The following is a 25,800-nucleotide window of genomic DNA, read 5'->3' on the forward strand; positions in this document are numbered from 1 at the left end:
CTTTAAATTAGGAAGAGCGTATGCTTGTTTTGGCGTCGGCCTCACCAAGAAGGAAAGAGCTGCTGAGCCTTTTGGTGAAAGAGTTTTTGGTGTTACCTGCTGATATTGATGAAACGCCCTATGAGAATGAGGGTGCCAAGGACTACGTTATTCGAATGGCTGTTGAAAAAGCCAAAGCGGCCACCTTGATTTATCAAGGTCAAGGCCATCAAGATGTCTCTGCTGTGTTTATGGCGTCTGATACCAGTGTCGTGGTTGATGGTCACATTTTAGGCAAGCCTTCCTCTTTAGATGAATCAAAGTCGATGCTTAGACAGTTGTCTGGGCGTTCGCATCAAGTACTTACCTCCCTTTGTGTGTGCAATCAAGCTTACGATCATATAGCGACCCAGTGTGTGATCAGTGAGGTGCATTTCCGATCGCTTTCTGATGTTGAGATTACGCAGTATTGGAAAACCGGCGAACCTCAAGATAAAGCCGGTTCTTATGCGATTCAGGGGGTTGGTTCGGTGTTTGTTGAATCCCTTGTCGGGTCTTATTCGGCCGTTGTCGGTTTGCCTATGTTCGAGAGTGCGCAATTGCTCGCACAGTTTGGAATCCACCCTCTAGAGGAAAAATCTTATGAGTGAAGATGTACTCATTAATGTCACTCCTATGGAGATTAGGGTTGCCCTGGTTGAAAATGGTGTTCTGCAAGAAGTGTATATTGAGCGTTCGAGTCGGAAAGGCATCGTCGGCAATATTTATCAAGGTAAGGTTGTGCGAGTGCTTCCGGGTATGCAGGCTGCTTTTGTGGACATTGGCTTGGAAAGAGCGGCGTTTATTCATGTGTCGGAAGTGGTCGGTCGTGACGCGGTGAATCCGAGTGACCAAATCGGTGATTATTTACGCGAAGGTCAATCATTAGTGGTTCAAGTAACAAAGGATCCGATTAGTACAAAAGGCGCACGTCTGACCACGCACTTATCCATACCTTCCCGATATTTGGTGTACATGCCGGATCAAGCTCATGTTGGCGTTAGTCAACGAATTGAAGATGAAACGGAGCGTGAGCGTCTTAAATTGCTGGTGTCTGAGGCATTAACCGATGCGGATGAAAACAGCGGCTATATTTTGCGCACGGCCGCGGAGCGGGCAGGCGAAGACGAAATATTATCCGATATAAAATTTTTAAAGCGTTTATGGCAATCTGTAAAAGGGCGCATGCAAAACGCCAAAGCGCCTTCTATTATTTATGAAGATCTTCCGTTGCACTTACGCACCATGCGAGATTTGGTGGGATTAACGACAGAAAAAATTCGCATAGACTCGAAAGAAAACTTTGCTAAGTTGCGTGCATTTGCGGAAGATTTCATTCCCGAATTAAGAGAGCGTATTGAGTATTACCCTGGTGAACGCCCCATTTTTGATTTATACAGTGTTGAAGATGAAATTCAGAAGGCGCTAGATCGAAAGGTTCAACTTAAGTCGGGTGGTTACCTGTTGGTCGAGCAGACGGAATCTATGACCACGGTTGATGTAAACACGGGGGCTTTTGTTGGTAGCCGAAACTTAGAAGAAACCATTTATAAAACAAATTTAGAAGCCGCAACCGCAATAGGCCGTCAGCTTAGATTGAGAAATTTAGGTGGGATTATTATTATCGATTTTATCGACATGGAAGACGAGGAACATAAGCGTCAAGTATTAAGAATGCTTGAGAAAATATTAGACATAGACCACGCGAAAACCAAAATCACCGGAGTGTCGGAGTTAGGTTTGGTTGAAATGACTCGAAAAAGAACGCGTGAAAGCCTAGGGCAGACACTCTGTGAGCCTTGTCGTTCTTGTCGCGGTAGTGGTTTGGTGAAGACCCCTGAGACGGTCTGCTATGAAGTGTTCCGAGAAATTTTAAGGGCAGATCGTGCCTATAACTCGCAAACTTATACCGTTTTAGCTGCGAGCTCTGTGGTTGAACGCTTTTTGGATGAGGAAAGCGCTGCGGTTGCAGAGTTGGAGGCTTTTATCGGTAAAGCCATTCACTTCCAAGTGGATTCTGTTTACACGCAAGATCAATACGATGTTGTGCTTCGTTAAACTGTCGGGTTGAACAGATGATGTGCTGGGTTAAACCAGTGATGTGCTTGGTTAAACCAAGGTTGTTCTTTGCTAAACCTACGAAGGTCTGATGATGAGTTGGCTGATTCGAAAACTGCTGTTGGTGTTGTTTTGGGGAAGTGTTGCTTTTGCGGCATTGCTCGCCCTTTTCGCGCTAGGCGTTGGCCAATTACTGCCTTATTTGGATCATTATCGTCCTCAAATTGAAAATAATTTAGAACAAATTACTGGCTATCCCGTTACCCTGGAGCGAATTGATGGTCATTTGGAGGGGATTGATCCAACGGTCTCGATTAGTGGCTTTGATTTGCAGGTTAATGGTTTACCTGCCATATCCATTAGTGAAACGAGAGTGCGCCTTGATACGGTAAAATCCATTCTAAGTTTACGCCCTCAATTTACCTATATTCGCTTTGTGCGTCCCACGCTTGTTGTACAGGAAAAAAATGACCAGTGGCGGCTGAATGGAGAGACTCAGCAGGAAGAGGTTAAAAGTGAAATCGGGGCTGAACGTGTACTGGACTATCTTTCTGCCCAACAAAATTTTTCTGCATTTGATGCGACCATTAAGCTGGATAGTGAACAATATGGTCAGCATGTGGTTCGCGCGCCCCATGTTTTTTTATTCCAGAAGTCGCTTGAGTCTTTGTTAACTTCCACGTTTTATTTAGATAGCGGCAAGTCACCTTTTCAAGTGCAGGCGCGTATCGATGAAACTCGTGCTCTGCTTGGGAATTATCGAATAAAAGCGTCGATTCGAGCTCCTATGACGCCATTGCCTCTCGATCATTTTTTGTCAGCCAAAGATGATGCCTTGTCCTCTGTTGCTGTGGGTGGGGATATCTGGTTGGATATTCTGGTGGGTAAAGAAGTCGAGGTTCGGACTGAGTCTACCCGATTGAACGCTCAATTTACCGATGGGCAGTCGTACGATGTCTCTTCTTCACTCAAGCTTCGCTATTCGCAAGAAAAACCAAGACTACAAGTGGATGTGCGCAATGTGGAAATCAAAGATGGCGCTGGTCGACAGTATCCTAAGACCAATCTGGCGCTGAGTTGGTCGTCAGCCACAGGGCGTTCTAATCTTAGTTTTGATCAAATAGACCTTTCATTGGCGCATCAGGTTGGTGCCTATTTTTTGCCTAAAGAGTCGGATGTTTTTAACCTACTAGACGGTCTTGCTCCCACTGGAATGGCGAAAAATGGCTCGGTGCGTTTATGGAGAGAAGAGCAAGCCCTGTCGTTTCAGTTGCTCAGTAATATTCAATCCGCTTCTGTTAATGGCTATAACGGCATTCCACAGGCAAATAATGTCAATGCGGTATTAAATTTGTCAGATGAAGAGGGCTATATCGATTTTCGTGGCACGGGCAGTACAATAAAATTCGACACTATTTACGACACCGTTTGGGACACTGAGTCTTTGTCTGGTTATGTGGCTTGGCAGCGCCAGCAAGAGGCCTTTTTGGTGAGCGGGCGTGATTTATCGGTTAGGCGTAATGGGGCTGATATTTCTGGTGGTTTTCGCCTTGAGATACGAAATGAGGCGGCGGACTGGCTTTCTTTGGATTTAAATGGTCGCCATATTCCCATTGCGGATCGACTGGCGTATCTTCCGCCCAAAGCGCTAAACAGTAATGTCACCTCTTGGATTGATGACGCTTTTGCAAACACAGGACAGATAGATAATCTAGATGTGTTGGTGCAAAGTGAATTGTCTGAAGGCGCAACACCGCATGTTAGGGTAAAGATGCAAGTTCATGATGCGGACGTTACCTTTGATAAAAATTGGCCGACTGCCAAGCGGGTGAATGGTAACTTTGAGTTGGATGAAACGGGGGTGTCTGTCTTTGTGGCGTCTGCGTCATTGGCAGACTTATCGGTCGCTGATATTACCGTCAGTGTTCCCATTCAGAATGGATCAGCAGAGTGGCTGAATTTGGCCGGAGTGGTCGAGGATGACGCGGCGGCTATTTTGGCGATGCTTCAGTCGACACCGCTTGCTGACAATGTGTTGCAGCCGTTTGCAGAATGGCAATTGGATGGACAAGTAAAAGGTCGTTTTGACGTAGGCGTTCCTTTTTCAGGTGATGAACACGCTGTTGTGTCGTTGGGGTTGATGTTTCAAGACAACGATTTATTAATACCAGAGATTGATCTTGCCTCTTATGTGTCGCATGGGCAGCTAAATTACAGCTCGAGTAAGGGTATTACCAACTCGGAATTTGCTATACAAGCTTTGGGTGGGGAATCTCATCTTGTGCTTTCGTCTGTGGATGCGGCGTCTGGAGAGCTTGCTATCGTCGGCGACTTGAGTGGTGACGTTGGCATGAATGAGCTGGTCGCGTGGCGAAAACTGCCAGCAGCAATGGGTCGTCGTGTATCGGGTAAAACGTCGTATTCTGGCAAATTATTCATTAATCAGTCGCAAAATGGGCAGGTTGATTTGACCATCACGAGTGATCTTGCTGGGGTGACGGTTGATTTGCCTGAGCCGGTTGGTAAAGACGACAAGATGACTCGCTCGCTACGAGTTAAGGTGATGCAGCACGAACAGGATCTTGTGGTTGATGTGGGCTATGCCGATTTCGTTAAATCGCGCTTTTTGCTGCAGTCTGGGGTGTTTGTCGGTGGCGAGGTGATGGTCAACGGCGGGGCTGATAAAGCAATGGGTGAGGCGATACCAAAAGGGTTGGTGGTAACGGGCGACTTTGAGCGCTTCTACTTTGAGGCGTGGCAGCCAATACTGGCGGATTTTTCTGCACAACCGCAGACGCCTGTTGGTGATAATGCTGCGCTGGTGTTACCTAATTGGTTGAGTCGAGTAGACTTTATTGTCGATGAAGTGGTGGTTAACCCAAATAACACTTGGCATAACTTTAAGGTGGCTTACAACGCTTCAGCTCAGAAAATGCTGTTGGTGAATGCTGACGAAGTTAATTTTTCGTTTGCTGATGTAAATGGCGTGCCTAATTTACATTTTGGTTTTTTGAGTTGGAATACGGCTCCGACGGAAGTGTCTGACATCGGCAAAAAGACCGAGCCGCCAGTGTCAGCACGGCAAATTCCTACTATGGTATTGTCTGTTGATCAGCTGTATTTAAATCAGAAGCCCTACGGTGATTGGCAATTAACGCTGTCGCAAGAGGGGGATAGTTTACGCATTGACCCGATTACGTCGCGATTAAGCACGGGGCATTTTAATGGCCATCTTCTTTGGCAAGATAAAGGCGAGCAATCGAGCGTTGCATTGGTGTTGTCTACCAAGGGGGCCGATCTTGCTGAGCTGACGAAAAAGTTTTCGAATGAGGCTTTTGTTACCTCTAAGCGGTTTAACGTAGAGGTTGCGCTTAATTGGCAAGGGCATCCTTTTTACTTTGATCGAGAGTCGGTCACTGGACAGATTAATTTTCTCGCCGAGAATGGCAATTTTAGTCAGGTGGATGAGTTACCAGCGTTTATGAAGATGTTGGGGATTTTTAACATTGGCGCATTAAATAGACGGTTGTTATTAGATTTTTCTGATGTGTATGAGCCAGGGCTTACCTATGATGAATTTAGAGGCGCGCTTTCGTTAGATGGGGGGATTTTAACAACAACGTCTCCCGTTACTATTACTTCCCCTACGGCAGAAATGGTGCTTGCTGGGAAAGCGGATATAGTGAACGAGACATTGGACGAAACGCTAACGGCAACGTTTCCGTTGACTGGGGCGTTGCCACTCGCTGGTTTGTTGTGGGGAACGCCTCAAATCGCAGGCTTATTATTCATTACAGATAAGCTGATAGGTGATCAGCTCTCTAAAGTAACCAGTGTGCAGTATCAAATAAAGGGATCTTTTGATCAGCCCGTTATGACCCCAGTCCGTTATAGGCCATTAGAGAGGAAGAAATGATGCAGACTTTATGTATTGCTGCAGTTCAATTAACCAGCACTGGTAATTGGCAGGATAATCTAAATGAGGTGAAGGAGCTTGTCGCCTCAGCGGTAGCAGAAGGTGCACGTTTGGTTGTGTTACCCGAAAACGTTTTTTTGTTTGATGGTAAAAGAATGCGATCATTCGCTGAGTCGGATGAGCAAGACGTGTTGCTTAATGAGATCGCTGAATTGGCGCGGCAACACTCAATTTATTTAGTGATTGGCTCGCACCCCTCTATTTTGAATGCGACTGGTGATCTTGTTGCGGGCGGTCGAGTTCGGCAAACCTGTTGGGCGGTCGGGCCCGATGGTCTATTTTTTGAGCGTTACGATAAAATCCATCTGTTTGATGTCGACGTCAATGACAAGGCGATGGCTTATCGAGAGTCTGAGGTGATCGAGCCTGGCGATCTGACGCCAAAAGTGATTGATGTAGATGGTTTTAAAGTCGGCTTGAGTATTTGCTACGATGTCCGTTTCCCCGAACTTTATCGAGAATTGAGCCGACGCGGAGCTGACCTTTTATTGGTGCCTGCGGCTTTTACCTATATGACGGGGAAGAAACACTGGGATATTCTTTTGGCTGCACGAGCTATTGAAAATCAATGCTACGTATTAGGTGTGAATCAGTGTGGTTGGCATAATGCCACTAGGCAGACTTATGGGCACAGTGGATTGTATTCTCCTACTGGGGAACGACTGCTGGGGTTGCAGGAAGTGCCGGGTTATTTTGTTTTTAAGATGACTAAGCAAGCGTTGTTGGATTGTCGCCAAAAAATGCCGTGTCTTGCTCATCGCCGATTGTCGTGAGGTGATTTTTCATCTCTCCAGTCTAAGCTGAGTTACCCAGAATTAGGCGGGCGCTAAACGCTGTACCAATAAAGTGAGCTGACTTGATGTTCACTTTATTGGTCGCTTTTATTGAGTGTGATCTTGGTACTTAAAGTGTGTTACAGGCGTTATTCTTTTAAACCAAGGCGTTTTTCTTCGGCTTCGCGTAAGAAGCGAAACAGCTTTTTGCGATTGGTGGTGTTGCCTTCCTGTGAGACTTCTTTTTGCGAGAGTCGAATCAGTTGTCTTAGCAGTTGAATGTCTTCCACTTCTGGGTGGTCGTTCAAATACTGTGATAAGACTTCTTTGCTGTTCTCGCCAATCAGTGCGTCACGTTTAATTTCAAGTTGATGAAAAAGCTTGTTATAGGCAGCTGACGTACTATCAAATAAAGCAACGCGTTGTGCGATGGCTTCATGATCCTCGGTGCGCATTACTTTGCCTATGTATTGTAGGTGTCTTCTCATTGCCTCGTGCTGTTTTATACGTCCTGATTCTACAAATGCTTCGCGTAGTGTGTCGGACATTTCCACCTTTTTAAGCTGGTTTTTGCTCAGCCCTAAGAGTTTTTTACCAAGATCCTGCAAAGCTTCCATTTCGCGCTTGATCTGGGTTTTACTTTTAGGAATGTCGTCATCATTGTCGTATTGATCAAAATCTGTCATGGGAACCTATATTAGAAAAATAGTAGCGAGACCTAGGAAGGAGAGAAACCCAACAACGTCGGTCACGGTAGTCAAAATTACGCTGCCTGCAAGGGCAGGGTCGATGCCAATTTTTTTCAGTAGAATTGGCAGCAGTGTACCAGTGGCTGCTGCGAATAGCAGATTTATTATGGTGGCGCCAGCTATGATATAGGCAATCTTTATGTTGTCAAACCAAAGTGCCGTTAGAGCCGCAATAACACTTGCCCACAATAGCCCGTTGATCAAGCCGACCACCAGTTCTCGGTTGAGTAGCCAGCGTGCATTGGTTGAGCCTATCTGGTTTAACGCGATCCCCCGAATCACCAATGTTAGCACTTGTGATCCGGCTATGCCGCCCATACTGGCCACAATTGGCATGAGTATGGCTAATGCCACCACTTGATCTAGGGTGTTTTGAAATAATCCAATAACATAAGATGCAATAAAGGCTGTGATCAGGTTAATTCCAAGCCATACCGCGCGTCGTCTGGTGGTTTGCATGATAGGAGAAAAGGTGTCTTCATCATCGTCAAGACCCGCCATGCTGAGCATGGAGTGCTCAGCCTCATCACGAATGACATCGACCACATCGTCTATGGTAATGCGTCCCAAGAGCTTTTTTGTGGTGCCATCAATCACAGGAGCGGAGACTAAATCCATGTTTTCAAACAGATGAGCAACATCGCTGGCGGACGTTTCGGCGGTAATGACAGTGAATTCTGTTTCCATGATGTCGCGTATGGTCGCGTTTGTATCAGACACCAGAAGCTTAGTCAGTGGGAGTATGCCCAAAAGGCGATCTGAACGACTGACGACCAGTAAGTTGTCCGTCATGTCTGGTAATGAGGTGTGCCTGCGCAAATATCGAAAAGCAATATCGACGGTGATGTTTGGCCGTATTGTAATCGTGTCGGTATTCATTAAGCCGCCAGCGGAATCTTCCGAGTAGCTTAATAAGGCTTCGACTCTTGCCCTGTCTTGACCTGACATCGAGGCAAGTACTTCTTTTACGACTTTTTCCGGTAAATGCTGGAGTAAATCGGCGAGGTCGTCACTTTCAAAATGTTCGGATACCGCGATAAGTCGCTCAGTATCCATATTTTTTAGGAATTGAATGCCAATATCTTCGCTGAGATATTGCAGTACTTCGCCTTCATTTTTTGCGTCAATCAGTTCCCATAGAAGCTTACGTTCTTTTGGTGGGGACGATTCTAGTAGTCGGGCAACGTCTTGTGCGGGCAGAGCGCCATTTAATAGATAGCGAATCTGCATAGTGGCACCGGACTCAAGGGATTCGGTGACTGTTTGCAGATGTGATAAAATGCTTTGCTCTGACATAGGGTTATTCGTCTTCACCAAAGCGGTTATTGATGAGATCTATAATGGCTTTGATTGCTTCGTTTTCATCATCGCCATTGGTCTTGATGCGAATTTCAGTGCCTTTTCCCGCTGCCAGCATCATCATCGCCATAATGCTTTTACCGTCAACATTACGGCCTTCTTTTTCGATGGTAATGTCACAAGAAAATTGGCTGGTGGTTTCGACCAGCTTGCCGGCTGCGCGGGCGTGTAGGCCCAGTTTATTGATAATGGTGATCGACTCTTCCTGCATACGCTTTTCCTATATTAAGGATTCAAAAATATCGAATAATTCTTGGTTGCTTTGGGCGCTGCGTAGCTTTTCTAATGCTTCCGCTGACTGCGCCAATTCGGCAATTTGCGCTAGGCTGGCAAGATGTTGATCGCATTCATTAGGTGGCACAATTAAAGCAAAAATAAGGTCAACGGCGCGTTTGTCAATTGAGTCAAAGTCAATTGGGCTTTGCAGCGACATCACTACGATGGCGGTATGGTTGGCGGACTCTAGGCGGCAGTGTGGAATGGCGATGCCATTGCCTATGCCGGTGCTGCCCAGTTTTTCTCGACCGAGTAGTGCATCATAAATCTCTTCATTGTTGCAATGCAGTCGATTGGCGGCGGTTTCGGCAATACTTTCTAGAACACGTTTTTTACTAACGATTTCTTGTTTTGCGAGAACAAGATCTGCTTTTAATAATGTTTTCAAGGACATGATAAAATGCTTTCCGTTTAGACCAGTCGTTTTCGTTCATTGGAAGGAGGGATGTTCATCGCCTCACGATATTTGGCGACAGTTCGTCTAGCGACCTGTATGCCTTGATCGGCCAAAATAGCCGCTAATTTATTATCACTTAAAGGTTTTTTTGCTGGCTCTTCAGCCACTAGTTTCTTAATCATAGCCCGTATCGCAGTAGAAGAACACTCTCCTCCAGAGGCGGTATTAACATGACTAGAAAAAAAGTATTTGAGCTCAAAAATGCCTTTTGGCGTATGCATGTATTTTTGTGTCGTCACGCGAGAAATAGTTGACTCGTGCATGCCGACTTCTTCGGCGACATCATGCAACACCATGGGTTTCATGGCTTCTTCGCCTAATTCGAAAAATTCAATTTGTCGATTAACAATACAGCTGGCCACTTTTAATAGGGTTTCATTACGGCTTTGTAAGCTTTTCATGAACCATTTGGCTTCTTGGAGTGATGTTTTTATGTAGCTTGCGTCTTCCGCTGTTGCGACCGTACTGACCATGGCTGAATAGGTTTCATTTATTTTAACCGGAGGCAATGCTTCGTTATTGAGCTCTACTTGCCAGACTCCTTGGTGTTTTTTCACTGAAACGTCAGGAATAACATAGTCGGTGTCATCGACATCAATCAGTGAGCCAGGGCGAGGGTTCAATTGTTGTATTAAGCTGACAACTTCTTTTAGTGCTTCCTCTTTTAGTTTGGTTTTACGGCTAAGTTGAACAAAGTCACGATTGCCTAACAGTGGCAGATAATGATTGATCAGGTTGTGGGTGCTTTTATAGAGCGGGTGGGTTCGAAAAGCTTCTAATTGAACCAGTAAGCAATCGCGCAGGTCGATTGAGCAAACACCCACAGGGTCAAAGCGCTGTAACCTGTGTTGGACGGCAATGACTTCTTCTATATCCAAATCTTCTAGCTCAGTACCCAACGATTCCCAAATGTCATCGGGGGAGATGCTTAAGTAGCCATCGGGCTGAACGCATTCAATGATGGCGTAGGCTATTTCTATGTCTCTGTCTGACATATGGGTGAGATTGAGTTGCCAGATTAAATGATCTTGAATGCTTTCGGCGGGCGCGTTGCGGCTTTCAAAGTCGCTTTCCCCTTCATAGCTATTGTTGTGATCACTGACCGCGGCGGAGCTTTGATAGGTGTCGTCCCAGTTACTGTCAATCGATAGTTCTTCTGGGATGTTTTCTGTCCATTCAGATTCTACCCCGGCTTCTTCGTTGCTGTTTTCGCCAGAAGCGTTGTCGGCCAAAGGGTCGGTGGCACTTTTTGATTCAATGCTGGCAGGGATATCTGTGTGGAGCGGCTCATCGTCATCTAGCTCAAGGAGTGGGTTAGACTCAAGGAACTCGTGAATTTCTTGCTTTAAATCCAACGTAGAAAGTTGCAGCAAACGAATCGCTTGTTGCAACTGAGGGGTCATAGTCAGCTGTTGACCCAGCTTTAACTGTAAAGACTGCTTCATAGAGCAACTCTTTTTATTTGAGTGAATTGGAACGAGTTGTGCATACTACTCCCTTTCTACAGCAATGATAAGGGGTTACAGGCGGAAGTCGTCGCCTAAATAGACCTTTTTTACTTGCTCGTTGTTAATGACCTCGTTGGCGTTGCCAGAGGCTATGATATAACCGTTGCCAACAATATAAGCTTTATCGCATATGTCTAGTGTTTCTCTGACATTGTGATCGGTTATTAAGACGCCGATGCCGCTTTCTTGGAGGTGTTTGATAATGAGTTTTATGTCTCCAACGGAGATGGGATCGACCCCGGCGAAGGGTTCGTCAAGTAAGATGAATTTGGGGTTCATCGCAACGGCACGGGCGATTTCTACACGACGTCTTTCTCCACCCGACAGTGCCATGCCCAGATTGCTACGAATGTGAGTGATGTGAAACTCTTCCAGTAGTTCTTCAAGTCGCTCTTTTTGTTGGCTTTTTTTGAGCTCTTTGCGTGTCTCTAGTATGGCGGTAATATTATCTTCAACCGACATTTTACGAAAAATAGACGCCTCTTGCGGAAGGTAGCCAATGCCTTTTTGAGCTCGAGTGTGCATGGCATCTTTTGTAATGTCGTGACCATCAATAAAAATGCCGCCCGCGTCATTAGCAACCATGCCAACTATCATATAAAAGCATGTTGTTTTTCCGGCGCCATTTGGCCCAAGCAGGCCAACCGCTTGGCCTGATTCAACGGCGATGGACACGTCTTTGACAACGGCTCTCTTTTTGTAGCTCTTCGCGAGGTTTATTGCTTCTAATAACGCCATTTACTGATTTGCCTCAGGTGCTTCTGGTTGTAGTGTCATGAAGACCCTTCCTGAGCCCTGCTTTTCTGCGCTAAAAGTGCCGTCGTTGATCATGTATAGAATGTAGTCGGCAGAAATAGAGTTTTGCATGCGGCTTAAATAACCGTCGCCGATGATTTCAAGCTTCGATTCACTGGTTGAATAGTGAAGGTTATTGCCTTTACTAATAACAATGTTGCCGTTCCAGTCGATTTGTTGACTGAACTTGGCCGGTTCGCCGCTTGCTTCTAGCTGATTAAATCGTCGAGTTTTTGGGTCCGTTGATACTTTCAGGTATTGGGCTTGGATTTCAATGGAGCCTTGTTTAACAAGAACGTTGCCCTGGTAAATGGCTTCCCCAGTGTTTTGATTAAAAGACGCTTCATTTGCCTGAATTTCGAGCGGCTTGTCCATGTCATCAGGAAGTGCATAAGCGTGTTGGCCGACACAAAATGACGTGAGTAACACACTGAAGTTAATAAATTGTTTCATATTTTCCTCGTACAGATCCTGTCATAACGACGTCTTCTGAATTGACATAGGTGGTAATCGTCTCTGCCGTTGTTTCCCCTTGAGTGGAGATTAATTTGGCGTTTCCTTGACTGGTTAATGACTGATTGGCATCTTGATAATGGATGCTGTCCGCCGTGAGTTTTATGTCGTCAGACTGTAGATGTTTTTTAGTCGCGTTAGCATTATCTGTTAATAAAATATCGTTACTGCCATCGCTGATGGCGCCTTTTTCGGCTTGTGCGTTCCAGCTTCCAGAGGGCGAAAAGTGCTCGACTGTCGGATATTCTAACAGTGTTCTGGATTTTGCTGTGTAATGTAGTGTTTGCTCTGCATTCATGGTTTCAACCATTACGCCTTCCGCGTTGAACTCTCTTACCTGAACCTTGGTAATAAAGTAGTCTGGCGAACTGCTTAATGACTCAGTTCCAACAAGGTTTTGCTTTGGTGCTATGCCATACCAAAGCGAAAAAGCCAGAGCGCCTAAGCTGAGCGATATGATCAATAGGCTCCTAACTGGGGCGGATCTGACTAGCTTAAACATTATACCGAACCACTGGTGCTAACGATGAACAAATACACCACATAAGAGGCAATTAGGGGAAGACCTACCCAGCGAGGAATGCTTTTTCTTGTGGTTTTTTGGAAAATAAAAATCGCGGCGGCAAGAGCAACCGTTAGACCCAGAACCCAAGGGAAATCTCTGCTAAATATGCCAGCATCAATAAGGCCAGGCGCGATCAGCGCGGGCAGAGGCAGTACGGTGGCTAAGTTGAAAATATTGGAGCCGATAATGTTACCAATGGCAATATCATGATGGCCTTTTCTGACACTGCTTACGGAGGCGGCGAGCTCTGGTAGGCTGGTCCCAACGGCGACGATGGTGAGTCCGATGACCAGCTCGCTTACGCCAAGGGCGGTGGCTATGCCTATTGCGCCCCACACTAATAGTTTAGAGCTCCCAATTAAGACCACCAATCCAATCAAGGCTATAAAGAGAGATTTGCCGACGGGGGCGCCATCGTCTTCTGGTAGCTCGCCTTCGAGTTCGCTTTTAAGGTCTTTATTGCCTTTTAATAGGATGGTTAGAATGACGACAAAAGCGGCTAATAAAATAATACCATCCCATATGCCAAGGGCTTGGTCATAAAGTAATGCCCCTGTTAGCAGTGTGATGGCCAACACCAGAGGGACTTCTTTTTTAGCCAGGCCGGTAGCGATGGGGATCGAAGAAAATAAAAGGGTGATACCAAAGACCAGTGCAATATTGGCGATGTTCGAACCAAGCACATTACCAACGGCAATTTCTGGGGCGTTATCTAGGGCGGCAATGGCGGACACCACCATTTCTGGCGCAGACGTGCCAAAGGCGACGAGCGTGATGCCTATAACCATGGGATTGACATTGAGTTTTTCTGCAACTAAAGCAGAGTGTTCGATGAATTTGTCAGAACTCATAATCAGTAAAACGAGCCCTGCGATGAGAGCGACAGAAAATAGCAACATGGTATTGAAATTACTCGTAAATGTTAGGAGCTACCATTTAATGAGGTTTGGCGATCAAATTCAAGACTTGATCTAATAAACAAAGTGTATTTGGCTGTGTCGTGATTTTATTTATAGGGGGGCGGTGTTAGTATCGGTCGATGTTTGATAGGGACAAAAAAGGTGTTTCAGTGATAGATGCTTATATAAAGGTCAATAATCTGAGTTTTTTCAGAGGAGACCGTGCTATTTACGAGGATGTTTCACTCACCATACCTAGAGGGAAAGTGACGGCGGTTATGGGGCCTAGTGGTACAGGTAAGACAACCTTGTTACGCCTGATTGCGGCACAGTTAGCGCCAGACACGGGGACGGTTTTCGTGGATGGGCAAGATGTCCATAAACTGTCACGATCTGAGCTGTATAAGGTGCGTAAAAAAATGGGCATGCTTTTTCAGAGCGGTGCTTTATTTAGTGATATGTCCGTTGCTGAGAATATTGCTTTTCCAATGGAAGAGCATACCAAGCTTAATGCCAAAGACATTGCGCGTATTGTCTCTGAAAAATTGCACAGCGTGGGGTTGCGAGGTGCGGCTAAGTTAATGCCGGCCGAGTTGTCCGGCGGTATGGCAAGGCGAGTGGCCTTAGCGCGAGCGGTTGCATTGGATCCTGAGTTGGTTATGTATGACGAGCCTTTTACGGGTCAAGATCCTATTTCCAAAGGCGTATTGGTTAAGTTAATACGCCAGCTCAATGATACGGCTAAAATCACTTCTGTCTTGGTGTCTCATGATGTGGAAGAGTCGCTTTCGATTGCGGACCATGTCTGTATTTTGGCCGGTGGACGTGTCATTGCAGAGGGTTCTGCAGAGGAAATTCGTGCGTCTGACAATCCTGAAGTTAGGCAGTTTTTAAATGGCGAACCAGATGGGCCTGTGCCTTTTCATTATCCCGAGGATGACGCCAATGGATGTGTTGAACTGACCGTGGGCGCGAATAAAAATGGAGCAGTACAATGAAAGCAATCGCTTCTTTAGGTGCGTGGCTGTTTGATTGGTTAGAAGCCGTAGGCCGCGCTGGCATTTTTCTGGTGCAAAGTGTGTGTCGAGTGCCAGTGCGGTTTGGCGAATCGATGAATCTATTGGTTAAGCAGTTGTATTCTGTCGGTGTATTGTCCTTGGTTATTGTGCTGGTGTCAGGTGCCTTTATTGGTATGGTGTTGTCGTTGCAAGGCTACAGCATTCTGGCGAAATTCGGTTCAGAAGAAGCGGTCGGGCAATTGCTCGCGCTGTCTTTATTGCGAGAGCTTTCCCCTGTGGTTACCGCGCTTTTATTTGCGGGCCGAGCGGGCTCTTCGCTGACCGCTGAAATTGGTTTGATGAAAGCAACAGAGCAATTATCTAGTTATGAAATGATGGGGGTCGATCCGCTAAGGCGAGTCATTGCGCCTCGTTTTATTGCCGGAGTGATTTGTTTGCCCTTGCTGAGCTTGATTTTTTCGGCTTCCGGTATCTTAGGTGGGCAATTGGTTTCTGTTGGTTGGCTGGGGGTTTATGATGGGGCGTTTTGGTCGTCTATGCAACAGTCTGTTCAGTTTGATACGGATATTATGAATGGCGTGATTAAGGCGGTATGTTTTTCCGTTGTCGTAACCTGGATAGCTGTATATCAAGGTTATGAATGTGTTCCGACGTCAGAAGGTATTGGGAAAGCGACGACTCGCACTGTGGTGTTGGGTTCATTGGCAATTTTGGCGTTAGATTTTGTATTGACCGCTGCTATGTTTGGAGATTTTTAGGATGAGAAGTAAGCGCACAGAATTATGGGTCGGGTGTTTTATGGTGCTGGGGGTTGCCGCGCTGGTTTATTTGGCAGTACAGGTGAGCGGTCTTGCTTTTTCCAGTAAAAAAGACACGTATCAAGTCGTGGCTAGGTTTGATGATATTGCTGGTTTAACCAGTCGCGCCAAGGTGTCGATTGCAGGCGTTACGGTGGGAAGCGTAGAGTCGATTACCTTTGATAAGGAATTGTACATGGCGTTAGTGACCATGAATATTCATTCAGATGTTGATAATATTCCAACGGATAGTTCTATCGCGGTGCTGACGAGTGGCTTGTTGGGTGAAAAATATTTGGGTCTCTCTATTGGGGCGGATGATGAAGTGTTAACCAATGGCAGCGAAATGTATGATACTCAATCCGCTCTTGTTTTAGAGACCTTAATTAGCCAGTTTTTATTCAATGCGGGCGATTCGGAGAAATAATGCATGTCTAATATTTTAACAAGTATGGTGGTGTTTTGTGCTTTGCTTGGGTCGGGTTTGACTTGGTCTAATGTTGACTCTGATAGCAGAGGCAATGGCGCTAGAGACGCTGTTGTTGATGTTGTGGAGGCTTTTCGCAAGGATATTGTGGCGGATAAAGAGGTGCTGGCGACCAATTCGGCGCTACTCGAAGAGCGGGTTAATAACATACTGGCAGACGTCGTAGACTTTGATGATTTTTCCAAAAAAGTCATGGGCAAATACTATCGAAGAGCATCGCCTGAGCAGCGTATGCGTTTTGCCAGCGTAACAAAAGATACCTTGTTGAAAACCTATGGTGCATCACTATTAGAGCTGGACGCAGATCGCATTAATGTTTTGCCGCTAGGGCCTCAAGGCCGGGGTCGTGAAACGAAAGTGGATGTAGACTTTCAAATGCAAGCCGGTGGCATGTTGAATATTAGCTTCTACATGGAGCAGTCTAAGGCCGAGCGCTGGATGTTGAGTAATGTAGTGATTAATAATATTAATTTCGGCCTCACCTTCCGTAAACAATTTGCGGTCATGATGGAGCAGAATAGAAATGACATAGATGACGCCATTTCTGCTTGGCAGGACTCCTTGGCTAGAAAGTCTTAACTGATTAGACGCATTATTATGCATAACGTTAAAATCCGAATTCATTCATTGAGTTCGGATTTTTGCATTTTTTAAGCTTGATATTGTCAGACTAGATTAAATTATTCAAAACAAGTGGTTTTTTATTCGGACTTAGGCTCAGAGGTGTTAAGTAGTTGGCTTTACTGAGGTAGAATAAGGGTAATTAAACCTATTTTATCTATTGGAGCGACCGTGAACGCAGGTGAAGTAAAAGCACTTTTAGAATCCTCTATCCCAAACTGTGACGTGACGGCAGAGGGTGAAGGTTGTAATTTTCAGGTAGTTGTCGTGACAAGCGAATTTGAAGGTCTGTCGACGGTAAAAAGACAGCAGCTTGTGTACTCGCATCTTCAAGAGGCCATTTCAAATGGCACTATTCATGCGGTAACCATGAAAACCTACACGCCAGACCAAATAAGCAAGCTATAAAAGCGATTAATAAGAGATTAAAAATATGGATAAGCTTTTGATTACCGGTGGTACTCGGCTTAATGGCGTTGTTCGTGCTTCTGGTGCGAAAAACGCTGCGTTGCCTATTTTAGCGGCAACCTTGTTAACCAAAGAATTGATTACGATTAAAAACCTACCTCATTTACACGACATCACGACCATGCTTGAGCTGCTTGGCTCGATGGGGTGTGGCGTGGTGGTTGATGAGAAAATGAGCGTGCAGTTAGATGTGTCGACGTTGAATAACTGTGAAGCACCTTATGATTTAGTGAAAACCATGCGGGCGTCTATCCTAGTGCTTGGGCCGCTCGTCAGTCATTTTGGTCGAGCGGTTGTGTCTCTGCCGGGTGGCTGCGCTATTGGTAGTCGCCCAGTGGATCTGCATTTGCGCGGACTAGAAGCGATGGGAGCAACAATTTCCGTCGAAAGTGGTGACATTGTCGCGAGCGTAGAGGGTCGCCTTAAGGGTGCCCGTATTTTCTTTGATAAAGTGACGGTGACAGGAACAGAAAACCTGTTGATGGCGGCCACTTTAGCGGACGGGCAAACTGTTTTAGAAAACGCCGCGCGTGAACCTGAAGTCGTTGATTTAGCGGAATGCTTGATTTCAATGGGCGCTAAGATCAAGGGTCATGGCACAGATACGATTGTGATTGACGGTGTTGAATCTTTGCATGGTACTACTTATCCCGTTATGCCAGACCGTATTGAAACGGGGACTTTTCTGGTTGCTGCTGCGATTACCGGTGGCAAGGTAAAGGTCATCGACACCAATGTGAAATCGCTTGAGGCCGTGCTTGCTAAGCTAGAAGAAGCCGGAGCAAAAGTAACCTGTGGTGATGATTGGATTGAAGTGGATATGGAAGGGCGTCGTCCAGAAGCGGTCAATATTAGTACCGCTCCTTATCCTGCTTTTCCAACGGATATGCAAGCGCAATTTGTGGCGCTGAATTCGATTGCGAATGGTGTCGGCCGAGTGATCGAAAATATCTTTGAAAATCGTTTTATGCACGTCGATGAGATGCTTCGCATGGGCGCTGATATTGAGGTAGCAGGCAATACGGCGATCGTTCGAGGTTGTGAGCGCCTGAAAGGTGCGCCAGTGATGGCGACGGATTTAAGAGCCTCAGCCAGTTTGGTATTGTCCGCTCTTGTGGCTGAGGGCGATACAAAAATTGATCGCATCTATCATATTGACCGTGGGTACGAGTGTATCGAAGAAAAGTTTGGGTCATTGGGTGCGAAAATTTCACGGGTTTTAAATTAATATGAGTAGAACATTAACGATTGCGCTGTCGAAAGGGCGCATTCTTGGTGAAACCTTGCCGCTTTTAGAAAAAGCGAACATTGTTCCGGTCGAAGATATTAGCAAAAGTCGTAAGTTGATCTTTGATACCAACCATGAGCATATCAAGTTGGTTATTTTGCGTGCCACGGATGTGCCAACCTATGTTGATCATGGGGTGGCGGATTTTGGTGTGGCGGGTAAAGATGTATTGATGGAAGCGTCCACCAAAAATCTATATGAACTGCTGGATCTTAAAATTGCTAAGTGTCGCCTAATGACGGCCGGTGTGGTTGATCAGCCTTTGCCAAAGCGACGCCTAAAAGTGGCCTCTAAGTTTGTTAAAACCGCTAAAGCGTATTTTGCCGAGCAAGGTATTCAGGCGGATGTGATTAAGCTGTATGGCGCGATGGAATTGGCACCCATTATGGGGCTGGCGGATTTGATTGTGGATATCGTTGATACGGGCAATACGCTGAAGGCGAATGGTCTTGAGGCTCGGGAGTTAATCGCGCCAATCAGTACGCGCTTAGTGGTTAATAAAGCCGCTTATAAAACCAAGTACGCTGAAATTGAGCCTATCCTAGCAATGATACGACGTGCAGTTGACGATAACGAGGGTAAATAATTGAACCTTAATATTCGAGAGTTTTCTTCTAGCTCTGATGATTTCCGTGCTGAGCTGGAATCTCTACTGGCATGGGATTCGGTGTCCGATGCCACGGTGCAAAAAACAGTAGCAGATATTGTTGAGCAGGTTCGCCTTAAAGGCGATGATGCGGTGATTGAGTTCACAAATCGCTTTGATCGTCGTCACGTTGTCGCATCGTCTGAGCTTGAAATCTCACGTGAAGCGTTGGCGCGTGCAAAAAGTCGAGTCAGTGCTGAGTTAGTGGCGAGTCTGGAAGCAGCAGCGAAACGTGTTCATGATTACCATGAGCGTCAAAAGCAGCCGTCTTGGCAGTATCAAGAAGATAACGGAACCGTGCTGGGGCAAAAAGTCACCCCTTTAGATCGTGTTGGCGTTTATGTGCCGGGCGGTAAAGCGGCATATCCTTCTTCGGTATTAATGAATGTCATGCCAGCAAAAGTGGCGGGCGTTGGCGAGATCATCATGGTGGTTCCTACACCTGACGGTTTGGTTAACGACATTGTTTTAGCGGCGGCTTATATTGCGGGTGTGGATCGTGTATTCACTATCGGTGGTGCGCAAGCGGTTGCGGCGTTGGCTTATGGCACAGCGACTATTCCAAAGGTCGATAAAATTGTCGGTCCAGGCAATATTTATGTCGCCACCGCCAAAAAAATGGTATTCGGCGTGGTTGGTATCGATATGATTGCTGGGCCATCTGAAATACTGGTTGTTTGCGATGGGAAAACCGATCCAGACTGGATCGCCATGGATTTATTTTCTCAAGCCGAACATGATGAAGACGCTCAATCTATTTTGATCTCTCCTGATTTGGCTTTTCTCAACAAGGTAAAAGTTTCTATGGAGCAGCTAATAGAAACTCAGAGCCGTAAAGATATCATCAAGGCGTCTCTAGAGGGTCGTGGTGCTTTTATTCATGTTAAAGATATGGATGAAGCCATGGATATCGCCAATATTGTGGCGGCTGAGCACCTTGAATTGTCGATTGATGAGCCTGAAAAATGGGTTGAAAAAATTCGTCATGCCGGTGCTATTTTTATGGGACGCCATACGCCAGAAGCGTTGGGTGACTATTGTGCTGGGCCGAACCATGTTTTGCCCACTTCTGGTACCGCAAGATTTTCCTCTCCTTTGGGTGTGTATGATTTTCAAAAGCGTAGCTCGTTGATTTATTGTTCGCCTGAAGGTGCCAGTGAGTTGGCGAAAATTGCCTCTCCCTTGGCGCGTGGTGAATCGCTTGAAGCGCACGCTATGTCGGCTGAATATCGTATTTTAAAGGATGCTTAATGGTGAGTAATTCGTCTCATCCTGCGGCCCTTTATACGTTGCGCAAAGTCACGCGGGTTTTGGCTCTGCTTATCTTGTTGTTGGTAGTGGTGGGTTTTTTCTTGCCGACCACGTATCAAGTTGAGCGTCAAATTGTTATTAACACGCCTCGAAATGTGGTCTTGGAAAAAATGTTTCAAGGGGATTTCTTGTCGCGCTGGCTTTTTGTTCAAAACGGTCAGGTGGATCTTTTTGATGGTCTATTAAAGGCTGGAGATTCGGTGGGTTTGTCCTATGATGATGCGAGCAAGCGCGGCGAGTTGATGCTGGTTAATGTGTCGAGCGACAGGGTTCGTTTCGATGTCCGTCCTAAAGAAGGGGTTAACTTGGTTCAAAACACCATCAGGTTGCAATCGGTTGGGCAAACGACGCATGTGCAGTGGACGATAGCGGGGGATTTGAGCGCGGGTCTGTTAAGTCCTTATTTAGCGGTGTTTGCGAATAGCATTGCGGGTCATAACTTTGAAAAAAGCCTACAACAGCTGAAGACGCTTCTAGAAACTAATCACTAAAATGCTTTAGAGATTAATAACTAAGGCGCTGCATGGTGGGTTGTTTTTCTAAGGTGATATTCGCTTGATAGGATTGCTGTCCGCGAATCCCGAAAACAGATATGTTTGTGCCAGGTTTTTGCGAGGCGATAAGATGACGTATTTGAAACGGATCTTCGCTGGGGCGATTGTTTATTTCTAATATGATGTCACCCACTTCTATGCCTGCTTTTTCGGCCGGGCTTTCTTTGGTTATATCGCTCACCAGTAAGCCATGATTTGATGGCAGTGATAGGTTGTCAGCCAGTGATTGGGTGATTTTTTGTGCTTCCATTCCTAGATAGCCACGAACCACCTCTCCTTGTTTGATGATGTCTGACATAACCTCTAAGGCATCATCGATCGGGGTTGCAAAACCAATGCCTTGGGAGCCGCCAGAGCTTGAATAAATGGCTGAACTAATGCCGATAAGCTCGCCTTTTAAGTTGACCAGTGCGCCGCCTGAATTGCCTGGGTTGATCGCAGCATCAGTTTGTAAAAAATTCTCGTAGGTATTGAGCCCTATGCTATTTCTTCCTTTTGCGCTAATAATACCAGCGGTGACGGTTTGGCCAATGCCAAACGGATTTCCTATTGCCAGTATGCGATCGCCAACGGCAACGTGGCTGCTTTTGCCCACTTTAATGTTAGGAATGTCAGGCAGGGCTATTTTTAGGACGGCGAGATCGGTTGAAGGGTCTGAGCCGACGAGGGTGGCTTCGATTCGTCTTTCATCATTTAGGGCGACGACAATGCTTTGTGCGTTCTGAATTACATGATGATTGGTAAGAATAAAACCATCGGGTGTGACGATGACCCCCGAGCCTAAATTAATGTTGTGTTTTATGGTGCTGTGCCCGTCTAGGTTTTTATGTTGGTTGGTTTGTGTGTAAATATTGACGACTGACGGTGTGGCAATTTGCACCGGGGTTGCGTAGCTAGAGTAGGCAACTTTTTTGCGTTCTTTTATCAGTAGTACGGCTAGCCCTATGCAGATGCCGACAAGAATGGCGATAATGATAGGGGTTGAATTGTATTTTTGCTTCATAAGTTTATAAGGAGTTGTTTTGCTACGCAGTGAATTTGAATTATTACTTAATCAGACGCTAAGCCCGAATCGCTTCAGGGATTATGCGCCCAATGGTTTACAGGTGGAAGGGAAAAAAAATATTCACCGTGTGGTGACGGGGGTAACGGCGAGTCAGGCACTGATAGAGGCGGCTATTGAGTATAAAGCGGATGCGATTTTTGTTCATCATGGCTATTTTTGGAAAAATGAAGACCCACGCATTGTTGGTATGAAATATCGACGTCTTGCGGCTTTAATTAAAAATGATATCAATTTGTATGCTTATCACTTGCCGTTGGATGCACACCCCGTGCTTGGTAATAATGCCGGTTTGGCCGATGCGATTGGTTTGTCAAATCGGCTCGCTTTACAGGCCGGGGTGCCGATGGAAGAGTCTATTGGCATAGTGGGGGAGTTGAGTACATCGGTATCAGCAGATGACTTTGCGGCCATGGTTCAGCGTGCGGTTGGACGAAGTGTGCTGTTTGAATGTGTTGATGATAGGCCTGTTCGCCGTGTGGCGCTTTGTACCGGGGGAGCTCAAGGCTATATTGAACAGGCCGTTGAAGCGGGGGCGGATGTGTTTATCACCGGCGAGGTTTCCGAACAGACCATTCATATTGCCAGAGAGCAGGGGATTCATTTTATCGCGGCAGGTCATCATGCAACGGAGCGCTTTGGGGCCAGATCAATGGCAACATTTTTATCGCAAGAGTGTGGTTTGGAAGCGGTGTTTATCGATATTGACAATCCAGCCTAGCGTGCGTGCTGTTGAGGCGTAAAAAAAATGGGCTTTTAAAAGCCCATTTTTCAGATGATATGTTTTTAGGTGGTGGGTTTTAAAATAATGCTTTTTTAAATAGTGCGTTTAGGTTCTAGGTCGGCGCTTCTGTCGTCGAGGCCGAAAGCGTCACTGAGCATACCTGGCTCTTTGCCATTTTTTAAGGCGTAGTCTCTTGGTGGCTCCATCATGCTGGACGTGTCGACTGTCTCGGCATTATTGATAGAGGCGCTGTTTTCTATTTTTACGTTGCTTAACTGGCTGGCATTATTTGCCAAGCTGTTTCTTAATTCAGCTAAGCGCTTTTCGACGGACGATAGGTGTTCGTTGCTGTCTGTAAAGAAGTTGTCAATAATGACTTGTTTGTTGTCTAGCTCCTGTTGTAATGACTTCATGGTGATGATGTTTGAGTTTGAGCTGGTGTGTTTGCTGCTATTTTTTGCGCTAATGCTTTTGAAAGCAAGTGTGGCAATGCAGCCGACAATAATACCTGTAATAAAAATAATAATGTTGAATTCTTCTAAGTTCATGACCTTCTCCAAAAAACAGATAATCCATTATAGCGAAACCCCCCCTACGATAACAGCTTGATAGGTGTTGTTTAAGATGCAATTTGTTAGAATGAGCACAATTCATTTAATCCAACGAAAGAGCAGCGATGACACCCATTACAAGGTATAAGCAAGATTTAACAAGGGCAGACTTTAATTATGACCCCGCTCAAGAGGAAGCGGTAGAGGCTTTACAAGATTTGTTTGATAGATTGGTGGCAAACCAGTCCGATAAATCTACCGATGGCTTCTTTGGGCGATTATTGAAAAAGAAGGCGCCCGTAGTCGAACAGGGCCTTTATTTCTGGGGTGGTGTGGGCCGAGGCAAAACCTATTTAATGGATACGTTTTTTGACTGTTTGCCGACGGAAAAGAAGATGCGTTTGCATTTTCATCGCTTTATGCAGATGGTGCATCAAGAGCTGCGTAAGCTGAACGATGTGAAAAACCCATTGGAAATTGTGGGTAAGCAAATTTCATCGAAAGCTCAGGTGTTGTGTTTTGATGAATTTTTTGTGACAGACATCACGGATGCGATGATTTTGGCTGGCTTGCTTGAGGTGTTGTTTAAAAATGGCACAACCTTGGTGGCCACCTCGAATATAGAACCTGATGGCTTGTATAAAAATGGCTTGCAGCGCGCGCGCTTTTTGCCCGCTATCGATCTGGTGAAACAGCACACCAGAATCATGAATGTGGATGGTGGCATAGATTATCGATTGCGCACCTTGAAGCAAGCGAAGCTGTATCATTTTCCATTGAGCGAAGCGGCTGATAGCGCATTAAATGATCGTTTTATGAGGTTGATTTCCGATGCCTCTCATATTGTAGAGGGTGGGGCGGTGGAAATAGAAGGTCGTGATATTCCATTGTTGCGCAGTTGCGAAGGGCTTGCTTGGTTTGATATCAAGGCGCTGTGTGATGGCCCAAGAAGCCAAATTGATTATATTGAAATAGCGCGCCTTTACAGCACGGTGATTATTTCCAACTTGCCGCAGATGGATGCCTCGCGTGACGATTTAGCAAGGCGCTTTATTAATCTTGTGGATGAGTTCTATGACCGTCATGTGAAGGTGATTTTTTCGGCAGAAGTGGCGATCCCTGAGATCTACAAAGGCACAAGGTTGACGTTTGAATATGACCGCACCGTGAGCCGATTATTGGAAATGCAATCAGAGGAATATTTGTCTTTAGAGCACCGTCCTTGATGGTGTTTTGACTTTCATATTGTGTTGGGTTGGTATATACTTCGCTCGCCTTTTTAAAGGTAAGTGTACGTTGATCAAATATTACTGTATTTGGCCAACCAATAATAATAGGTATAGCGTGTTAAACACGCGTATTGAAAGGGTTTTTTGATGAAAACTTTTACAGCTAAACCTGCTGAAGTTCGCCGCGACTGGTTCGTGGTTGATGCTGAAGGCAAAACTCTAGGCCGCTTGGCTACTGAAATTGCTCGCCGTCTACGTGGCAAGCATAAAGCGGAATACACTCCTCATGTTGACACTGGTGATTACATCGTTGTTATCAATGCTGAGAAAATTCACGTTACTGGTAACAAAGCTGCTGCGAAACAATACTACCGCCACACTGGTTACCCAGGCGGCTTGCGTTCTATGAATTTCGAGACGTTGATTGATCACGCTCCTCAGCGCGTTATTGAGATCGCCGTAAAAGGTATGTTGCCAAAAGGTCCTTTGGGCCGCGCAATGCACAAGAAAATGAAAGTGTACGCTGGTACTGAGCATCCACATACTGCTCAACAGCCTCAAGCCCTTAACATTTAATACGGAAGATCATTATGTCAGCTACTCAATACTACGGTACAGGTCGTCGTAAAACGTCTACCGCTCGTGTGTTCCTTAAAGCGGGTTCTGGTAACCTAGTTATCAACAAGCGCACGCTTTCTCAGTACTTCGGTCGCGAAACAGCTCAGATGGTTGTTCGTCAGCCTCTTGAACTTGTTGGTGCTACTGAAAAATTTGACGTTTACATCACCGTTAAAGGTGGTGGTATCTCTGGTCAAGCTGGTGCGATCCGTCACGGTATCACACGCGCTTTGATGCAATACGATGAGACTCTACGTCGTACTCTACGTTCTGCAGGATTCGTTACTCGCGACTCTCGTGAAGTTGAACGTAAGAAAGTTGGTCTACGCAAAGCACGTCGTCGTCCTCAGTTCTCTAAGCGTTAATTTTCGCTTTGGAATTATTATTAAAACGCTTGGCGTATTCGCCAAGCGTTTTTTTTGTTTTAAATAAAGTTTATTATTTAATGTGCGATAAAGCGGTTTTTCGAAGAAAAACT

The 25,800-nt window shown here is 45.7% G+C and carries 28 protein-coding genes; 17 read left to right on the forward strand and 11 right to left on the reverse strand.

Translation table 11 applies throughout. The annotated features are described in order from the left end of the window. Positions 1-20 precede the first annotated feature (20 nt). The 4 genes from J8N69_RS13940 to J8N69_RS13955 all read left to right on the forward strand — a co-directional run bounded on the left by J8N69_RS13940 (position 21) and on the right by J8N69_RS13955 (position 6,825). Positions 21-629: a Maf family protein gene (locus J8N69_RS13940; protein ID WP_168823337.1), complete on the forward strand. Its 609-nt coding sequence runs from the start codon at positions 21-23 to the stop codon at positions 627-629. Next, on the forward strand, positions 622-2,076 hold the full coding sequence (gene rng, locus J8N69_RS13945) for a ribonuclease G (protein WP_168823338.1): 1,455 nt from the start codon (positions 622-624) through the stop codon (positions 2,074-2,076). The genes J8N69_RS13940 and rng overlap by 8 nt, the downstream gene beginning before the upstream one ends. 91 nt (positions 2,077-2,167) lie before the next feature. Then, on the forward strand, positions 2,168-5,992 hold the full coding sequence (locus J8N69_RS13950) for a YhdP family protein (RefSeq protein ID WP_227803904.1): 3,825 nt from the start codon (positions 2,168-2,170) through the stop codon (positions 5,990-5,992). Then, on the forward strand, positions 5,989-6,825 hold the full coding sequence (locus J8N69_RS13955) for a carbon-nitrogen hydrolase family protein (RefSeq protein WP_227803905.1): 837 nt from the start codon (positions 5,989-5,991) through the stop codon (positions 6,823-6,825). Before J8N69_RS13950 ends, J8N69_RS13955 begins: the two co-directional genes overlap by 4 nt. Before the next feature lie 149 nt (positions 6,826-6,974). On the opposite strand, the gene yjgA is transcribed toward J8N69_RS13955, so the two are convergent. The 9 genes from yjgA to J8N69_RS14000 all read right to left on the reverse strand — a co-directional run bounded on the left by yjgA (position 6,975) and on the right by J8N69_RS14000 (position 13,946). After that, on the reverse strand, positions 6,975-7,511 hold the full coding sequence (gene yjgA, locus J8N69_RS13960; RefSeq protein WP_168823340.1) for a ribosome biogenesis factor YjgA: 537 nt from the start codon (positions 7,509-7,511) through the stop codon (positions 6,975-6,977). A 6-nt stretch (positions 7,512-7,517) separates the two neighbouring features. Beyond that, positions 7,518-8,870, reverse strand: a complete 1,353-nt coding sequence (gene mgtE / locus J8N69_RS13965) for a magnesium transporter (protein ID WP_168823342.1) — start codon at positions 8,868-8,870, stop codon at positions 7,518-7,520. Between the two features lie 4 nt (positions 8,871-8,874). Beyond that, entirely contained in the window at positions 8,875-9,144 is a 270-nt protein-coding gene (locus J8N69_RS13970; protein ID WP_168823344.1) for an HPr family phosphocarrier protein, read from the reverse strand. A gap of 9 nt (positions 9,145-9,153) precedes the next feature. Then, positions 9,154-9,603, reverse strand: a complete 450-nt coding sequence (ptsN, locus tag J8N69_RS13975) for a PTS IIA-like nitrogen regulatory protein PtsN (protein ID WP_168823345.1) — start codon at positions 9,601-9,603, stop codon at positions 9,154-9,156. 17 nt (positions 9,604-9,620) lie between these two features. Then, on the reverse strand, positions 9,621-11,111 hold the full coding sequence (locus tag J8N69_RS13980) for an RNA polymerase factor sigma-54 (RefSeq protein WP_168823346.1): 1,491 nt from the start codon (positions 11,109-11,111) through the stop codon (positions 9,621-9,623). 75 nt (positions 11,112-11,186) lie between these two features. Next, entirely contained in the window at positions 11,187-11,912 is a 726-nt protein-coding gene (lptB, locus tag J8N69_RS13985; protein ID WP_168823347.1) for an LPS export ABC transporter ATP-binding protein, read from the reverse strand. After that, complete coding sequence (gene lptA, locus J8N69_RS13990) at positions 11,913-12,422, reverse strand: lipopolysaccharide transport periplasmic protein LptA (protein WP_168823348.1); 510 nt, start codon at positions 12,420-12,422, stop codon at positions 11,913-11,915. Next, positions 12,406-12,945 (reverse strand): LPS export ABC transporter periplasmic protein LptC, encoded by a 540-nt coding sequence (lptC, locus tag J8N69_RS13995; RefSeq protein WP_229426379.1) that lies wholly within the window; start codon positions 12,943-12,945, stop codon positions 12,406-12,408. Before lptC ends, lptA begins: the two co-directional genes overlap by 17 nt. A 38-nt stretch (positions 12,946-12,983) precedes the next feature. After that, positions 12,984-13,946 (reverse strand): calcium/sodium antiporter, encoded by a 963-nt coding sequence (locus J8N69_RS14000; RefSeq protein ID WP_168823350.1) that lies wholly within the window; start codon positions 13,944-13,946, stop codon positions 12,984-12,986. 140 nt (positions 13,947-14,086) lie between these two features. On the opposite strand from J8N69_RS14000, the gene J8N69_RS14005 reads away from it, so the two are divergent. From J8N69_RS14005 to J8N69_RS14045, 9 genes are all read left to right on the forward strand, one after another. Further along, positions 14,087-14,944: an ABC transporter ATP-binding protein gene (locus tag J8N69_RS14005; RefSeq protein WP_168823351.1), complete on the forward strand. Its 858-nt coding sequence runs from the start codon at positions 14,087-14,089 to the stop codon at positions 14,942-14,944. Further along, on the forward strand, positions 14,941-15,723 hold the full coding sequence (gene mlaE / locus J8N69_RS14010; protein WP_168823353.1) for a lipid asymmetry maintenance ABC transporter permease subunit MlaE: 783 nt from the start codon (positions 14,941-14,943) through the stop codon (positions 15,721-15,723). The genes J8N69_RS14005 and mlaE overlap by 4 nt, the downstream gene beginning before the upstream one ends. A 1-nt stretch (position 15,724) precedes the next feature. After that, entirely contained in the window at positions 15,725-16,189 is a 465-nt protein-coding gene (gene mlaD, locus J8N69_RS14015; RefSeq protein ID WP_168823355.1) for an outer membrane lipid asymmetry maintenance protein MlaD, read from the forward strand. 3 nt (positions 16,190-16,192) lie between these two features. Continuing rightward, positions 16,193-16,828, forward strand: a complete 636-nt coding sequence (locus J8N69_RS14020) for an MlaC/ttg2D family ABC transporter substrate-binding protein (RefSeq protein WP_168823357.1) — start codon at positions 16,193-16,195, stop codon at positions 16,826-16,828. 213 nt (positions 16,829-17,041) lie between these two features. After that, positions 17,042-17,278, forward strand: coding sequence for a BolA family protein (locus tag J8N69_RS14025; protein ID WP_168823359.1), 237 nt, complete (start codon positions 17,042-17,044; stop codon positions 17,276-17,278). A 25-nt stretch (positions 17,279-17,303) separates the two neighbouring features. Beyond that, positions 17,304-18,566 (forward strand): UDP-N-acetylglucosamine 1-carboxyvinyltransferase, encoded by a 1,263-nt coding sequence (gene murA / locus J8N69_RS14030; protein WP_168823361.1) that lies wholly within the window; start codon positions 17,304-17,306, stop codon positions 18,564-18,566. A gap of 1 nt (position 18,567) precedes the next feature. Further along, positions 18,568-19,212: an ATP phosphoribosyltransferase gene (gene hisG, locus J8N69_RS14035; protein ID WP_168823364.1), complete on the forward strand. Its 645-nt coding sequence runs from the start codon at positions 18,568-18,570 to the stop codon at positions 19,210-19,212. Beyond that, positions 19,213-20,523, forward strand: coding sequence for a histidinol dehydrogenase (hisD, locus tag J8N69_RS14040; protein WP_168823366.1), 1,311 nt, complete (start codon positions 19,213-19,215; stop codon positions 20,521-20,523). Continuing rightward, positions 20,523-21,074 carry an SRPBCC family protein gene (locus J8N69_RS14045; RefSeq protein ID WP_168823367.1) on the forward strand — a complete coding sequence of 184 codons (552 nt, stop codon included), beginning with the start codon at positions 20,523-20,525 and terminating at the stop codon, positions 21,072-21,074. Before hisD ends, J8N69_RS14045 begins: the two co-directional genes overlap by 1 nt. Before the next feature lie 13 nt (positions 21,075-21,087). On the opposite strand, the gene J8N69_RS14050 is transcribed toward J8N69_RS14045, so the two are convergent. After that, on the reverse strand, positions 21,088-22,140 hold the full coding sequence (locus J8N69_RS14050) for a S1C family serine protease (RefSeq protein ID WP_168823369.1): 1,053 nt from the start codon (positions 22,138-22,140) through the stop codon (positions 21,088-21,090). 19 nt (positions 22,141-22,159) lie between these two features. Between J8N69_RS14050 and J8N69_RS14055 the strand changes: the two genes are divergently transcribed. Further along, positions 22,160-22,921 (forward strand): Nif3-like dinuclear metal center hexameric protein, encoded by a 762-nt coding sequence (locus tag J8N69_RS14055; RefSeq protein WP_168823371.1) that lies wholly within the window; start codon positions 22,160-22,162, stop codon positions 22,919-22,921. Between the two features lie 95 nt (positions 22,922-23,016). Here J8N69_RS14055 and J8N69_RS14060 read toward each other — a convergent pair whose 3' ends face one another. Next, positions 23,017-23,472 carry a ZapG family protein gene (locus J8N69_RS14060; protein WP_168823373.1) on the reverse strand — a complete coding sequence of 152 codons (456 nt, stop codon included), beginning with the start codon at positions 23,470-23,472 and terminating at the stop codon, positions 23,017-23,019. A gap of 128 nt (positions 23,473-23,600) precedes the next feature. On the opposite strand from J8N69_RS14060, the gene zapE reads away from it, so the two are divergent. From zapE to rpsI, 3 genes are all read left to right on the forward strand, one after another. Then, positions 23,601-24,701 carry a cell division protein ZapE gene (zapE, locus tag J8N69_RS14065; protein ID WP_168823375.1) on the forward strand — a complete coding sequence of 367 codons (1,101 nt, stop codon included), beginning with the start codon at positions 23,601-23,603 and terminating at the stop codon, positions 24,699-24,701. A gap of 150 nt (positions 24,702-24,851) precedes the next feature. Then, positions 24,852-25,280 carry a 50S ribosomal protein L13 gene (gene rplM, locus J8N69_RS14070; RefSeq protein WP_168823377.1) on the forward strand — a complete coding sequence of 143 codons (429 nt, stop codon included), beginning with the start codon at positions 24,852-24,854 and terminating at the stop codon, positions 25,278-25,280. A gap of 14 nt (positions 25,281-25,294) precedes the next feature. Continuing rightward, positions 25,295-25,687: a 30S ribosomal protein S9 gene (gene rpsI / locus J8N69_RS14075; RefSeq protein WP_168823379.1), complete on the forward strand. Its 393-nt coding sequence runs from the start codon at positions 25,295-25,297 to the stop codon at positions 25,685-25,687. Positions 25,688-25,800 lie beyond the last annotated feature (113 nt).

The organism is Marinomonas profundi, assembly GCF_020694005.1.
Taxonomy (GTDB): domain Bacteria; phylum Pseudomonadota; class Gammaproteobacteria; order Pseudomonadales; family Marinomonadaceae; genus Marinomonas; species Marinomonas profundi.